This window comes from Reichenbachiella ulvae, assembly GCF_025833875.1.
GTDB lineage: Bacteria > Bacteroidota > Bacteroidia > Cytophagales > Cyclobacteriaceae > Reichenbachiella > Reichenbachiella ulvae.
The window spans coordinates 895,645-909,243 of sequence record NZ_JAOYOD010000001.1 but is presented as its reverse complement, the minus strand read 5'-3'; the positions used below and the strand labels follow the sequence as shown (position 1 = coordinate 909,243).

Genomic DNA, 13,599 nt, shown 5'->3' with positions numbered 1-13,599 from the left:
AAGGAGTTTCTCCTACAGGGTTTTTTTATACCCCTTTCTGAAGTATTTTAGCTTCGAATTAAACACTTAGACATGTACAATTTCTTATTATATGCACATTCATGGCTCAGATGGGTCATTTTAGTATTAGCACTAATTACTATTGTTAAATCTTTTATAGGAAGCCGTGGAGGTTTGACCTATTCCAAATCTGACAAAGCCATTTCTTCCGCATTTGTTGGCTGTATTCACTTAATGTTCTTACTCGGACTTGGCCTCTATTTCACCAGTCCATATGCTTTCAATGCATTTGGAGGAGACACTTCTGTGATGAAAAATGCTACCTTGAGGTATTGGGCGGTAGAGCACGTATTCGTCATGTTAGTTGCCATCGCGCTCATCAGCATCGGAAAGGCCAAAGCCAAAAGAGCCACTGTAGATCAAGAAAAATTCAAAAAACAACTGATCTTTTTTGGTCTGGGTCTCATTGTGATGTTGAGTAGAATTCCATGGACAGAAACTGCAAGACTTTTTAGATTTTAAACAATCACCAACCTAACCAACTATGAAAAAGCACCTGTTTATCATTTGTTTTTTAGGGCTTTCGTCCTTCTGCCAGGCCCAAACTGACGTTCATCTCAACATTGTGAACCTGCTCTTCTTTGAAGCATCAGGATCAATCGAAAAAGGTTTGAACAAAAACATTAGCGTAGGAGGTTTTGCTGGTTATTTTTATGGACTTCCGCATGGAGCAGAAGGCCCATTTTTCCTAAGTAACAATGGAGGTGAAAATAAATATTTCCACATTGGTCCAGAGGTGAAGTTTTACGTTTACCCAGATGGGAGTCTAAACCGATTCTTTGTTGGGGCATATGCCAGATATACTAATGGCAAAGCGACCTCTCCAGATAACTATGGAGGGGAAATCTCCTCACGATACAACAAGGGATCTATGGGACTTAGCCTTGGAAGCAAATGGGTGACAAAATCCAACATTATTTTCGGCTTCTTTGGTGGAATAGACAGAAACTTTGTCTCTAATTATAACAACGAACGATATTTAGGGACTAGCCCAGCCGATGGTGATGATGAATATTTCGGTTACAGAATAGGAGCACATATCGGATATCGATTCGGAAATAAATCCACAGACAAATGAGAAATAAAATAACAAAAACAATCGCAGTGCTTTGCCTAACATGGTTTGGGCATCTATCTGCACAGGCCCAACAAGATTTTCAAATCAACTTGAGCAACTTGATCCTGTACGAAGCGGCTGCCAGTCACGAAGTAGCATTGAGTCCAAATGCCACCCTATCTGCTTTTGGCGGGTACGTATATGGCTTTCCCGGGCAAGATGAACACAGGTATTATTATATAGGACCTGAATTGAAGTTTTACCCCTTCCCTACAACCAAAGGGGCAGATTTGTTCTTTGTAGGGGTTTATGGTCGATACAAAAGCGGTTATACCGAGACAGATTTTTATGAATACGGTGAAATACCTGGAACTCCGGACTATCTTGACAATAACCAAACTCAAGACGTAGATTTTCAAAAGTTCGCCTTTGGATTTGATATCGGCATCAAATGGATCACTGACTCCAACATTGTTTTTAGCTTTAATACTTCGTTAGGAAGAAATGCTTATTACAATTATGACTATGATGTGTTTGACGCAGAATCTATTGAAAACCAAGTCAACTCATCTACTTATGAAAACTCCTATTCTAGTACTAGCGGCCTTGACAGTAAGTACTGGGATTTCCGCATTGGACTGAATGTGGGTTATCGTTTTGGTGCGAAGAAAACTACTGATTAGGAAATATTCCAAAATTATCTTTCAGGCTTTTGTATACCCAGTGAATAGGCATACCTACCACTGAGTAGAAAGAGCCTGAAATTTTTTCTACTCCGACCATACCAATCCACTCCTGAATTCCATAGGCACCTGCCTTGTCCATGGGCTGAAATTGTTTGACATAAAACTCAATTTCTTCTTTACTCAATGGCATCATCGTTACCACCACCTCATCGCTGTAGCTAAGTGATTTTTCTCCATCAGAAATACAAACCGCAGAAATCACCTGATGCTCCTGAGCTGACATGGCCTTTATCATCTCACAGGCTTCTTTTTCATCAACAGGCTTACCTAGAATTTTTCCATCATGCACCACTACAGTATCTGCAGTTACTATTACCTCATCCTGAAGCATAGCCCTACAGGCCGCATTCTTTTTCTTGGCCAAAAACTCAGCTACTTCAGGAGCAGGCATATCACCAAATGACTCATCGATATCCAGGTTTCGGACTGCAAACTCATATCCAACGTCACGCATCATTTGTTGCCTTCTGGGAGATCCAGAGGCTAATACCAATTCTTTCTTCATTTACTTATTAATAAGACTTCCTAGAAGCCCAGGCCATGGATTTTTGATTGGTAAAAAATGGAGTTTTCGTCCCTTCATCCAATGAACTCACAGCAGCAATTGCCGCAGCAAGCATCGTTGGCTCATCCACCTCTTGCAGTATTTCAGGCTGAAAATACTTACCCACAAACCCGGTATCAAACTTGCCAGACCTAAAGGCTTCATGATTCAAAGCAAACTTACAAAACTGAAGGGTAGTTTCGACTCCTCCTATTCGGAAGTTGTTTATGGCCTGGATCAATCGATCAATTGCCTCTTCTCGATTGGCTCCTTTTGCTATTAATTTTCCAATCATCGGGTCATAGTGAGTCGTGACTTTCATCCCTAACTCCATCCCATCATCTACTCTTACGCCTGGCCCTTGTGGTCTCACATACACTTTCAGCTCCCCTGTTGAGGGTAAAAAATTATTCTGAGGGTCTTCTGCATAAACCCTTACTTCTACGGCATGGCCATGAATCTTTAATTGATCTTGCTCAATACTCAGTTTTTCGCCTCTTGCCACCTTGATTTGCTCTTTCACTAAATCTACTCCAGTGATTTCCTCAGTCACACAATGTTCCACTTGAAGTCTCGTGTTCATTTCCAGAAAATAGAAATTCAAATCCTGATCTACCATAAACTCAACCGTTCCTGCGCCTTCATAGTCACAAGCCTTGGCTACACGGACTGCCGCCTCACCTATTTCCTTTCTTTTTTCTTCGGTCAATACTGCAGATGGGGCCTCTTCTATTACCTTTTGGTGTCTGCGCTGGACACTACACTCCCTTTCAAATAAATGTATGGTATTCCCATACTGATCTGCTAAAACTTGTACTTCTATGTGTTTGGGGTTGGTCACGAACTTTTCAATAAAAACCGCATCATTCCCAAAGGCAGAGGCAGCTTCACTTTTTGCTCTTTCCATCATGGATTCAAGTTCCTGTTCTGACTCGATGATACGCATCCCCTTGCCTCCTCCACCAGCAGAAGCCTTGATCATCACAGGGTAACCAATCTCCTTGGCCACTTGCTTAGCCTTGGACAAATCTCTAACAGCCTCGTTGAGGCCGGGGACCATAGGAACCTGGTGCTTTTCTAACAGTTGTTTGGAAGTCAGCTTATCCCCCATCAACTCCATTGACCTTGCGCTCGGACCAATCAGTTTTATGCCATTATTGGCAAGGGCATTGGCAAAGAGGGGATTCTCAGACAAAAACCCATAGCCCGGATGTACTGCATCGACATGTTGCTCCAGGCACACTTTTACTATTTTATCAATGTTCAGATAAGAAACCGAAGCATTCGCCTCACCCAAACAAACCGCCTCATCCGCATACCTGACATGAGGTGCATTGCGATCGATATCACTGTAGACAGCCACGGTTTGGATTCCCATTTGTCTTGCAGAGCGCATTACCCTCAGGGCTATCTCTCCTCGATTGGCAACCAGGATTTTTTTAATCTCTTTCATTTTGGGTGTGATTTTTGTTTTAAGTTGTTTTGACTATTATTTGACCTGTATTTTAAATGTATATTCACAAATTGGGTCTAGGGCTATTGCCAAAGATTCTGAATATGTTAAATTTGCACACATTTTAGTATTGATCAAGATCATCTTAGAACAGTAAATTAATGGATTTATTTGAAAAATTTTCGAAGGACATGGGGCCTCTTGGGCAACATTCAGACATGGATCACACGAACTATTATATGTTCCCAAAACTGGAAGGCCCGATTGCTCCTCGTATGAAATTCAGAGGGAAGGAAGTATTGACTTGGAGTTTGAACAACTATCTTGGTCTAGCTAATCACCCTGAGGTAAGAGAAGCCGATACAAAGGCGACTGAAGACTGGGGACTTGCCTACCCTATGGGTGCCAGAATGATGACTGGTAACACCGTACATCATGAAAAGTTCGAAAACGATCTTGCAGAATTTGTACAAAAAGAATCATGTATGCTTCTTAACTACGGTTATCAAGGCATCATGTCAGCAATAGATGCAATTGTAGGGCGAAAAGATATCGTAGTATACGATGCTGAGTGTCATGCATGTATCATCGACGGATTGAGACTTCATGTTGGTAAGCGTTTCGTTTATCTGCACAACGACATGGAGAGTCTTGAAAAACAATTGGTAAGAGCTGAAAAACTCGCTAAAGAAAATGGTGGCGGTGTACTTGTAATCACCGAAGGTGTATTCGGTATGTCGGGTAGCATGGGCAACATCAAAGGTGTGGTTGAGCTTAAGAAAAAATATGAGTTCAGACTGTTGATCGACGATGCGCATGGATTCGGTACTATGGGACCAACAGGTGCTGGTACAGGCGAAGAGCAAGGTGTTCAGGATGGTGTAGACCTTTACTTCTCTACTTTTGCTAAGTCAATGGCTAGTATTGGTGCATTTATCGCTGGAGACAAGAAAGTAATTGATTTCTTGAAGTACAACGTGAGATCTCAAATCTTCGCTAAGTCTCTCCCAATGCCATTGGTAATTGGTAACCAAAAGAGATTAGACTTATTGAAGTCTAAGCCTGAGCTGAAAGATAAGCTTTGGACGATTGTTAATGCCATGCAAAAAGGCCTTAAAGACAAAGGATTCAACATTGGCAACACGCAATCGCCTGTAACTCCGGTTTTCTTGAATGGCGCGTGGCAGGAAGCTGCTAACATGATCAAGGACTTAAGAAACAATTATAACATCTTCTGTTCGATGATTGTGTACCCTGTAGTACCTAAAGGCGTGATTATGCTAAGAATCATCCCAACGGCTGCTCACAGCATGGACGATGTGAATGAAACTATTTCTGTATTCGAACAGATAAAATCAAAACTTGACAAAGGAGTTTACCAAACTGACGAAGTTGGTGAATTAGCTTAGAGCATTTTTTTTCAAAAAACATGCTCTATCATGCTGATTTAATGTTTTTTGATATAAATTGCTCCCCTTGTTTAATATTCAATAACCTTAAATTATAAAACAATATGGACAGATTTAATGAAGTAAAAGACTTGATCTTAGGATTGGAAGGAGATTTCGAAAAATTCTACGACAAAAAGAATCAAGCTGCTGGTACTAGAGTAAGAAAAGGTATGCAAGATCTTAAAAACCTTGCTCAAGAGATCAGAGTTGAAGTTCAAGACATCAAGAATCAAGGTTAATTGAACCCAGAAAATTAAAAAAGGGAGTAGCTTTTCAAGTTACTCCCTTTTTTTATGTTCCATTTTTTATAATTCTCAGCCTAAATCTTCTTTTCTGCTGCTTCAATCAGTCTATAGAGCTCATCAGAAGCAGGAACCAAAGGCAACCTCAAATAGTTCTTGATAATACCCTTGGCCGCTAACAGTGCTTTGATACCAGTAGGGTTTCCCTCCATGAAGATCAAACTCAACAGCTCCACAATTTTCGAATTTTCCTCCTGGGCCTCTTCCATGTTGCCCGCTAACATGGCTCGGATCACATCAGAAGTCTCTTTAGGCTGTCCATTAGCAATCACCGAGATCACACCATGACCTCCCGCCTCCATGAAAGGAATAATCAAATCATCATCCCCTGAAGTCAGGATAAAATCCTCAGGCATTCTTTCAGCTATCTGCTTAGCCTGCTCTACGTGCGTCCCTGAAGCTTCTTTGATTCCAATAATATTAGGATGTTCGGCCAGCTCTAATACTGAATCAGTATCAAGGTTGACACCTGTACGCTTCGGCACATTATACAATATGATTGGCTGCTTGGCCGCATCTGCTACCGCACGATAGTGAGCAATCAAACCTTCCTGTCCCGGACGGTTATAGTATGGACACACCACCAAAAAGGCATCTACATACTCATCAAAATTTTGAAATTGGCGAACAAGCGTACCTGTACTGTTACCTCCCAATCCATATACCACGGGAAGCTTCTTCTTATTTTTTGACTTGACAAAACGAAGAACTTCTACCCTTTCGGCCTCACTCAGGGTTGGTGATTCTGCAGTGGTGCCCATCACCACCAAATAATCCACTCCTCCATCACTCACATGATTCACCAACTTCTCCAGGGCCTCAAAGTCTATCCTTTCATTCTCATCGAATGGTGTCACTAACGCTACTCCTGTACCTTTAAACTTATTGTTCATTTCTTAATTCCTTTAAATAATGATGCACTTCACTCAACAAAGCTCTGAAGTCACCCTTTTCATGATTAATCATCATTTCAAAATATTGGCTCACACCCTCGGCATAGAGTCCTACTCTGCATTTGGCCTTTGAGGTAGCCAATATATTCATCGTATACTTATCCAACCCTTTGTCCAGTGAGAGCAGATAATCAAAAGGCGCTTCTTTGAAGTCCTCGACTATTTCTAAACTCCACTTTCCATTGGATTTTAAATGTCTTTCGCTGAAGAAAGGGTAATCAAAATTATCCTTCTTCTTCGTTTTGGGAATAAAAGTGATGACCTGCACCGATTTCCCCTCTTGGGTTAATTCTTCTATCCACTCATAGACCAGCTTGTGATTCTTCTCAGTAGAATAAGTATAGAGAATACCAAAACGTTTTGCATCCTGGTAGGCTTTAGAGCCTCTCTCTGACTTCTTCCTTAGAGCAAATCTGGTCTTTAGTTTAACTAAATATTTGCCTATCATATCAGGTTTGGATCATCCCCTCAAAGTCACTCTCGGAGATTATTGTTATTTCAAGTTTATTCGCCTTTTCAAGTTTGGCTGGACCCATCTTATCTCCGGCCAATAGGTAATCTAGCTTAGCAGAGATAGATGACACCACCTTTCCTCCATTATCTTTTATCAATTCCTTTAGCTCATCTCTACTATGATTTTCAAATACTCCCGAGATGACAAAAGTCTTTCCTTCCAGCAAATCACTAGATGTTTCAAATTGAGAAGGATCTACCTCCATTTGCAATCCAGCCTTCTCTAACCTTTCGATCAACTCTTGATTTTCTGGCTTGGCAAAATAATCCAATAAGCTCTGCGCTATGCGATCTCCAATCTCAGGCACAGCAACTAGCTCTTCAAAAGAAGCCTGACGAAGGGCCTCCATATTCTTGAAGTGCAAAGCTAATTTTTCCGCTACGGTCTTGCCCACATATCTTATCCCCAATCCAAACAACAGCAGCTCAAAAGGAGCCTGCTTTGATGCTTCCACTCCCTTCAATAAATTTTGGGCGCTCAATTCTTTGAAGCCATCCAGATTAAAAACCTGTTCGTAAGTTAGATCATATAGATCTGCTACATTTTTTAAATAGCCTTTGTCATACAACAGCTTGATGGTTTGATCTCCAATCGAATCAATATCCATTGCCTTTCTATGCACAAAATGCCCTACCATCCCTTTGATCTGAGGCGGACAAGCCTCAATATTAGGACAATAGTGATTGGCCTCCCCCTCTACGCGCACCAACTCTGTATCGCATTCAGGGCAATGAGTAATGTACTCGAACTTGGGCAGAGACTCTTCTCGCTTGCTCAGGTCAACTCCAGTTACTTTAGGAATGATCTCGCCTCCCTTTTCTACAAACACATAATCACCCACTCTGAGGTCTTGTCTTTCGATCTCGTTGGCATTGTGCAATGATGCACGTTTAACTGTAGTGCCAGCCAACAAAACAGGTTCTAAGACTGCCACTGGAGTTACTGACCCAGTACGCCCTACCTGATAGACCACATCATTCAATCGAGTCAAAGCACTCTCGGCTTTGTACTTATATGAAATAGCCCATCTTGGATTCTTGGCCGTAAAACCTAATTCATTTTGCTGATCCAGGCTATTGACCTTAATTACGATTCCATCTGTTTCTACATCCAGGTCGTGTCGTTGTGTCTCCCATTTTTGGATATAATCTATGACCTGCTCTATGGTATCACATTTCTCATAAGTCTGTGATACATGAAAGCCCATAGACTCAATTTTCTTGATCGCATCTTCATGGGTAGCGACCTGATTGTCCTCACCCAACAGGCTGTACAGATAACAATCAAGTTTTCGTGCTGCCACTATCGATGAGTCTTGCATTTTCAAAGTGCCCGAAGCAGTGTTTCTTGGGTTGGCAAGTTTTTCTTCACCATCTGCCTCCTTTTGTTCATTCAAAGCATGAAAAACGGTACTTGGCATAAAAACCTCTCCTCGTACCTCAAATTCAGCGGGATAATCTTCTCCTCTTACTTTTAAAGGAATAGAACGAATGGTCTTGGCATTGGCCGTGATATTATCCCCACGAGTACCATCCCCACGGGTCACTGCTTTTTCCAACTTACCATTGACATAAGTGAGACTGATGGCTACTCCATCAAATTTCAATTCACAGAAGTATTCATAATCATCTGTTCCCAATCCTTTTTTTACCCGCTGATCAAATTCCCGTAATTCATCTGCAGAATAGGTGTTGGCTAGAGAAAGCATGCGATACTTATGCACCACCGTTTCGAACTCCTTGGTCACAGTTCCCCCTACTCGCTGAGTGGGAGAATCGGACTGCTTCAGATCAGGATACTTCCCCTCCAGTTCTATGAGCCTATTCATCAACTGATCAAACTCATAATCAGACACTTCAGACTCACTCTCCTGATAGTATTGATAGTTGTAATGGTCGATCTGCTGACTCAGTCTTTTGATCTCGATATTTGCTTCCTCTCTCGTCATTGAAATTCGCTTAAAAAAGCGCTGACAAATTTATAAATTCCTGCGAAGGAAGCCCTGCATATGTTCATTATTGGAAGCCTATTTTAAATATTTAACTAATTCCATATAAACTGTTAATTAATGCGCTCTGATCTCTAAATTTGCACCCGCATTAAAACACAAGGAAATTGTCAAATATTTTAGCCATAACAGGACGACCTAATGTCGGTAAATCAACTCTTTTCAATCGATTAGTCGAACAGAAAAAAGCCATCATGGATGATGAAAGCGGGGTTACTCGTGACCGTCACTATGGCTTTGGTCAGTGGTCTGGCAAGTACTTTACGGTCATTGATACTGGAGGGTATGTGACGGGTTCGGATGATATATTCGAAGCACAAATTCGTGATCAAGTCAAACTAGCTTTAGACGAAGCAAGTGTGATTATTTTCATGGTGGACTGCAAAGACGGCATGACCGATATGGACAAGGATTTTGCGAATATCCTGAGGGAGCTAAAAAAGCCCGTTTTGGTAGTAGCTAACAAAGCTGACAACCCAAACCTGGACATGCAGTCAGCAGAGTTTTATGGGCTAGGACTGGAAAGCGAAGTATTCCCTATTAGCTCTGCCAGTGGTTCTGGTACAGGAGATTTACTAGACAAAGTAGTAGAACATTTTCAGGACGATGATTTAGAAAATCCAGAAGAAGGGATTCCAAGAATTTCAATTTTAGGTAGGCCAAATGCAGGCAAATCCTCTTTCCTTAATGCCCTTTTGGGAAAGGATCGCTCAATCGTAACAGACATTGCGGGAACCACTCGTGATGCCATCAATACTCGTTACAAGCTTTTCGGCAAAGATTTTATCCTCACCGACACGGCAGGAATCAGAAAGAAAAGCAAAGTCAAAGAAGACATTGAGTTCTACTCAGTTTTAAGAGCCATTCAGTCGTTGCAGGACAGTGATGTCTGTGTCGTAATGGTAGATGCCACACGTGGCTTTGAAGCACAGGACATGAACATCATTACTCTGGCGGACAAGTACAAAAAGGGTATCATGATCATGGTGAACAAATGGGACCTGATCGAAAACAAGGAAAGCAATACTGCAGAAAATTTCAGAAAGGAAATCTTGGAGAAATTAGGCAAACCACTTTCTTACATTCCTATTATTTTCACCTCTGTGATCGAAAAACAAAGAATCTTTCAAGCCATCGAATTGGCCATTGAGATATTTGACAATCGTACGAGAAGAGTGTCTACTTCTGAACTCAACGATGCTATGCTACCTGAGATCGAACGCTACCCACCTCCAGCCACCAAGGGTAAGCACATCAAAATCAAGTACATCACTCAGTTGCCAACCAGAACGCCATCTTTTGCGTTTTTCTGCAACTTGCCGCAGTACATCAAAGAACCTTATGAACGATTCCTACTCAACAAGTTGAGGGGACATTTCAATTTTCAGGGAGTACCAGTCAAAATCTATTTCAGAAAGAAATAATTGAGAAACGAGAAGCATCGATCGGCTTTTGAACGGCATCTGCCCGCTTTGGCAGTCGATTATTGCTTTGAGCTCTGGCAGCAACTGAATTTTAATCTAAAGATCACCCCCAACCGTAAGAGCAAATACGGAGATTACCGCTATGACCCAAATACGGGAAAGCACAGTATCTCCGTAAATGGAGGGCTGAACCCCTACGCCTTTCTGATTACTTACATTCACGAAGTGGCGCACAAAACCAATTTTGATATACACCAAAATAAAGTCAGTCCACATGGTAAAGAATGGAAGCATCAATTCAAGAAACTGATGATCCCCATGCTTCGAGAAGATGTTTTCCCTATGGATATCCTCAGACCTTTGGCCCGTCACATGAAGAACCCTAAGGCCACCAGTGTATCAGACCCTGAATTATTCAAGGCACTACGTGCTCATGACAAGGGAGGCAGCAGCACTTACCTTAGCGAAATTGAAATAGGTCAGAAATTTCTCTTCCAGCAGAAAATCTATCGCAAAATTGAACATCGTAGGACTCGGGTCCTCTGCGAGCACAGTGACAGTGGTAAGCAGTACCTTATTTCTGGATCAGCACCGGTGAGTCCTTTTAAAAATCAATAATCACAATAATAATGTCCGAAGGAACAATAAGAAAAAATATACAAGTGGGTGCCGAAGTAGATATAGTACTCAAAAAAGACCAACGAAGTGGCAATCTCACGAGAGGCATCGTTGCTAAACTACTGACCAAGTCCCCTAATCATCCTCATGGCATCAAAGTCATGTTAGAAGACGGTCAGGTAGGTCGAGTCAAGCATATCATCGAAGATTAAATCAAGCGTTCCTTGATAGACTTGACATAGGTTCTTCCTACAGGAAACTCCATACCATTACTCACACAAAGAATTTTCCCTCCAGACTCGTTAGACTTCAGTCCCTGAGCCTTACTAAAATCTACAATGTAGGACTTGTGTATTCGAACAAAATGGTTCGGAACTTCTTGCATGATTTTACCCAATGATTTATCACTGAGATAATGATTTTGATTATCTAAGATGATCTCCGCATAGTTATTGGCTCCTTTGATTGCACAAATTTCTGACAGAGCCAACAATCGCTTTTCACCCTTGTGACTGGCTGTAAGATGAGTCGTGACCACAACCTCCTCCTCTTCGACCTCCTCATCCTCAAAATATTCGATCAATAGGATAGCGACATACCCTAACACCATCAACAGGCCGACCTCAATATACCAAGTCACAAATGATGTGACCAAAAGCAACCCTATCAAAACCCAAGATTTGAACTCTCTATATCTAGAGCTGATCAACAGGATACTTAAAACTGGAGCAGTAAAGAGCAAATAATATTTCGCCTCACTGTAATTGGAAAACATATAAAAGTAGGCTGCAAAAATTAACGTCAAAATAGGCAAGACAATTTTCCTGAATCGAATCACTGATGATTGGGCAAAAGCATAGTTGATGAGAGTCAAAGCCAGAAACAGGATCACTAAAGCATAGGCCACCAAACGATACTCGTGCCAGGTGTAGGGGTAGTTATACAGGGTCTTTAGGTAATTGATCACCAAATACATGACCAAAGCGACAATAACCCACATAGCATCCCTTTTTCCTCCTTTAATAAATAAGGAAAGTCCGATAATAAGCAGCAAGCCCAAAGTCATGGCCACACTAGAAAACTGCAAAACAGGCTGTATGGCAAATTGGCTCCCATCACCTAATATCACCCCTGCAAACAAGTCCCCTTCAAAAAGCGATCGTTCGCTGTGCGCTCTAAGCTCAACTACATGAAGGCCTGGCGCCACCCCTACGATTCCCAGAGGTTGTATGTAATGAATCCTACCTGCTTCTTCAGGGTCACCATTCTGCCCAATCAGACGCCCATCCCAAAAAACATCATAGGAAGCGCTCAACCCAAAAAATAGTGCATTGTAATTCACTTCATTAGAAGGCACATCCAGTTCGCCCCGAATCCAAAAATCATCTTCGACTGGTATCTCCTGATCCCAATTTTCTCTATCCAGACTGTAAGACAATCGTGCCCATCTCACTTCTGAACCAAAAACGTAATCATTGCTACTGTATAGAAGGGCTATCAAGACAAAGGTGATCACAATTACCAGCACAACAGACAGACGCTCCCAGCTCCAATGCTTTCTTAACTTGTCGTTCACCAATTGTATCTGTCGTTGACCCAAAAAAACCTTCATGATCAACAAATATAGATCACTATTGCAACATGGCAGGTTGAAATCCCTCGCCTTGACTTTAAATCATAAACATCATAAAAACATGAAATCAAAAAGCATCTTCATCCTCTTCATTCAACTATCAGTTGGTCTAACTCTTATTCTTTCTCACAGCTTCAAAGCCAAAGCCCAAAGCAACCCCATGCTAGGACTCTGGGGAGTAGATCTGGTAACAGTGGGTGATAGAGACGTCACTCCAACGGCCAAGTGGTTTCGTTTTCGTGAAGACATGAGTTGTGAAGCAGGGAATGGTTGGACACAAAACCTGATCGGAACCTACACCTACTCAGATGGTACTTTCAAACCTACCAATAAAAACCAACCACTAGATCCATTCGGTCCTTTCAAGGTGACTTTTACCGATGACAATATGTTTTGGGAACGTGAAGAAGAAGGTATGCGCGTAAAAGTAACCTTGTCACCTATCAACAAATTCCCAGCTGCACCAGCAGATCAAGTCATCGGCTTATGGGATCTACAAATTGTCAAGCAAAAGGGAAAGGACATCACAGCATCCTATGACCCGAAGGGACTGCAATACCTGAATGTGAGATGGACCAGGCAATACGATGTTCGGTTAGCAGATGGCAGCCAGACCAGAGGATTTTGGCATATGGATGCGCATGATCCCAGACTCAGTTTGGTCAACTATGACAAAGAGGTACCTGTTGAACAATACATGATTTATACAGTGGGCGACTCACTGATTATGGAATCTTTGGATAAACAAACAGTGATGACTTATCAACGGATACTAGAGAGGCCTTCCTAAATTTCTCAAAGAACTCATCTTTTGTTGAAGCAAAATCGTATGTACT

15 protein-coding genes are annotated in these 13,599 nt (G+C 41.7%); 9 read left to right on the top strand and 6 right to left on the bottom strand.

Annotated features, from left to right (window positions below):
* Positions 1 to 72: 72 nt before the first annotated feature.
* Genes N7U62_RS03400 through N7U62_RS03390 form a run of 3 tightly spaced genes read left to right on the top strand, consistent with a single transcriptional unit; the run spans position 73 to position 1,800 of the window.
* Complete coding sequence (locus N7U62_RS03400; protein WP_264136473.1) at positions 73 to 522, top strand: hypothetical protein; 450 nt, start codon at positions 73 to 75, stop codon at positions 520 to 522.
* Positions 523 to 544: 22 nt separating this feature from the next.
* Positions 545 to 1,138 carry a hypothetical protein gene (locus tag N7U62_RS03395; RefSeq protein WP_264136472.1) on the top strand — a complete coding sequence of 198 codons (594 nt, stop codon included), beginning with the start codon at positions 545 to 547 and terminating at the stop codon, positions 1,136 to 1,138.
* Positions 1,135 to 1,800: a DUF3575 domain-containing protein gene (locus N7U62_RS03390; RefSeq protein ID WP_264136471.1), complete on the top strand. Its 666-nt coding sequence runs from the start codon at positions 1,135 to 1,137 to the stop codon at positions 1,798 to 1,800. The genes N7U62_RS03395 and N7U62_RS03390 overlap by 4 nt, the downstream gene beginning before the upstream one ends.
* Here N7U62_RS03390 and N7U62_RS03385 read toward each other — a convergent pair.
* Positions 1,790 to 2,368: a Maf family protein gene (locus N7U62_RS03385; RefSeq protein WP_264136470.1), complete on the bottom strand. Its 579-nt coding sequence runs from the start codon at positions 2,366 to 2,368 to the stop codon at positions 1,790 to 1,792. The two genes, N7U62_RS03390 and N7U62_RS03385, sit on opposite strands and share 11 nt — an antisense overlap.
* Before the next feature lie 7 nt (positions 2,369 to 2,375).
* Complete coding sequence (accC, locus tag N7U62_RS03380) at positions 2,376 to 3,860, bottom strand: acetyl-CoA carboxylase biotin carboxylase subunit (RefSeq protein ID WP_264136469.1); 1,485 nt, start codon at positions 3,858 to 3,860, stop codon at positions 2,376 to 2,378.
* Between the two features lie 161 nt (positions 3,861 to 4,021).
* Between accC and N7U62_RS03375 the strand changes: the two genes are divergently transcribed.
* Both N7U62_RS03375 and N7U62_RS03370 read left to right on the top strand, forming a co-directional pair.
* The gene (locus tag N7U62_RS03375; protein WP_264136468.1) at positions 4,022 to 5,269 is read left to right on the top strand and encodes an aminotransferase class I/II-fold pyridoxal phosphate-dependent enzyme; all 1,248 of its coding nucleotides are present in this window, start codon (positions 4,022 to 4,024) and stop codon (positions 5,267 to 5,269) included.
* A gap of 104 nt (positions 5,270 to 5,373) precedes the next feature.
* Positions 5,374 to 5,550 (top strand): BF3379 family histone-like protein, encoded by a 177-nt coding sequence (locus N7U62_RS03370; protein WP_264136467.1) that lies wholly within the window; start codon positions 5,374 to 5,376, stop codon positions 5,548 to 5,550.
* A gap of 80 nt (positions 5,551 to 5,630) precedes the next feature.
* Here the strand turns inward: N7U62_RS03370 and dapA are convergent, their stop codons facing one another.
* Genes dapA through ligA form a run of 3 tightly spaced genes read right to left on the bottom strand, consistent with a single transcriptional unit; the run spans position 5,631 to position 9,028 of the window.
* Positions 5,631 to 6,506: a 4-hydroxy-tetrahydrodipicolinate synthase gene (dapA, locus tag N7U62_RS03365; protein WP_264136466.1), complete on the bottom strand. Its 876-nt coding sequence runs from the start codon at positions 6,504 to 6,506 to the stop codon at positions 5,631 to 5,633.
* A complete protein-coding gene (locus N7U62_RS03360) occupies positions 6,496 to 7,014 on the bottom strand; it encodes a DUF6913 domain-containing protein (protein ID WP_264136465.1) in 519 nt (172 codons plus the stop codon). The genes dapA and N7U62_RS03360 overlap by 11 nt, the downstream gene beginning before the upstream one ends.
* A 1-nt stretch (position 7,015) precedes the next feature.
* Positions 7,016 to 9,028, bottom strand: coding sequence for an NAD-dependent DNA ligase LigA (gene ligA / locus N7U62_RS03355; protein ID WP_264136464.1), 2,013 nt, complete (start codon positions 9,026 to 9,028; stop codon positions 7,016 to 7,018).
* Between the two features lie 167 nt (positions 9,029 to 9,195).
* Between ligA and der the strand changes: the two genes are divergently transcribed.
* From der to N7U62_RS03340, 3 genes are read left to right on the top strand one after another with little or no spacing between them, the layout of a single operon-like run.
* Positions 9,196 to 10,512, top strand: a complete 1,317-nt coding sequence (der, locus tag N7U62_RS03350) for a ribosome biogenesis GTPase Der (RefSeq protein ID WP_264136463.1) — start codon at positions 9,196 to 9,198, stop codon at positions 10,510 to 10,512.
* Positions 10,513 to 11,130 carry a transcription elongation protein SprT gene (locus N7U62_RS03345; RefSeq protein ID WP_264136462.1) on the top strand — a complete coding sequence of 206 codons (618 nt, stop codon included), beginning with the start codon at positions 10,513 to 10,515 and terminating at the stop codon, positions 11,128 to 11,130.
* Between the two features lie 11 nt (positions 11,131 to 11,141).
* Positions 11,142 to 11,342, top strand: a complete 201-nt coding sequence (locus N7U62_RS03340; protein ID WP_264136461.1) for a YwbE family protein — start codon at positions 11,142 to 11,144, stop codon at positions 11,340 to 11,342.
* On the opposite strand, the gene N7U62_RS03335 is transcribed toward N7U62_RS03340, so the two are convergent.
* Positions 11,339 to 12,742 (bottom strand): LytR/AlgR family response regulator transcription factor, encoded by a 1,404-nt coding sequence (locus tag N7U62_RS03335; protein ID WP_264136460.1) that lies wholly within the window; start codon positions 12,740 to 12,742, stop codon positions 11,339 to 11,341. The two genes, N7U62_RS03340 and N7U62_RS03335, sit on opposite strands and share 4 nt — an antisense overlap.
* Positions 12,743 to 12,824: 82 nt before the next feature.
* Between N7U62_RS03335 and N7U62_RS03330 the strand changes: the two genes are divergently transcribed.
* On the top strand, positions 12,825 to 13,553 hold the full coding sequence (locus N7U62_RS03330) for a hypothetical protein (RefSeq protein ID WP_264136459.1): 729 nt from the start codon (positions 12,825 to 12,827) through the stop codon (positions 13,551 to 13,553).
* Positions 13,554 to 13,599: the final 46 nt, after the last annotated feature.

Bases quoted from the DNA above. Each gene is read 5' to 3' on its own strand.
- N7U62_RS03340 (WP_264136461.1), top strand. From the start codon at position 11,142: ATGTCCGAAGGAACAATAAGAAAAAATATACAAGTGGGTGCCGAAGTA.
- N7U62_RS03395 (WP_264136472.1), top strand. From the start codon at position 545: ATGAAAAAGCACCTGTTTATCATTTGTTTTTTAGGGCTTTCGTCCTTC.
- N7U62_RS03385 (WP_264136470.1), bottom strand. From the start codon at position 2,368: ATGAAGAAAGAATTGGTATTAGCCTCTGGATCTCCCAGAAGGCAACAA.
- N7U62_RS03330 (WP_264136459.1), top strand. From the start codon at position 12,825: ATGAAATCAAAAAGCATCTTCATCCTCTTCATTCAACTATCAGTTGGT.
- N7U62_RS03375 (WP_264136468.1), top strand. From the start codon at position 4,022: ATGGATTTATTTGAAAAATTTTCGAAGGACATGGGGCCTCTTGGGCAA.
- accC (WP_264136469.1), bottom strand. From the start codon at position 3,860: ATGAAAGAGATTAAAAAAATCCTGGTTGCCAATCGAGGAGAGATAGCC.
- ligA (WP_264136464.1), bottom strand. From the start codon at position 9,028: ATGACGAGAGAGGAAGCAAATATCGAGATCAAAAGACTGAGTCAGCAG.
- N7U62_RS03335 (WP_264136460.1), bottom strand. From the start codon at position 12,742: ATGAAGGTTTTTTTGGGTCAACGACAGATACAATTGGTGAACGACAAG.
- N7U62_RS03360 (WP_264136465.1), bottom strand. From the start codon at position 7,014: ATGATAGGCAAATATTTAGTTAAACTAAAGACCAGATTTGCTCTAAGG.
- N7U62_RS03400 (WP_264136473.1), top strand. From the start codon at position 73: ATGTACAATTTCTTATTATATGCACATTCATGGCTCAGATGGGTCATT.
- N7U62_RS03390 (WP_264136471.1), top strand. From the start codon at position 1,135: ATGAGAAATAAAATAACAAAAACAATCGCAGTGCTTTGCCTAACATGG.
- dapA (WP_264136466.1), bottom strand. From the start codon at position 6,506: ATGAACAATAAGTTTAAAGGTACAGGAGTAGCGTTAGTGACACCATTC.
- N7U62_RS03370 (WP_264136467.1), top strand. From the start codon at position 5,374: ATGGACAGATTTAATGAAGTAAAAGACTTGATCTTAGGATTGGAAGGA.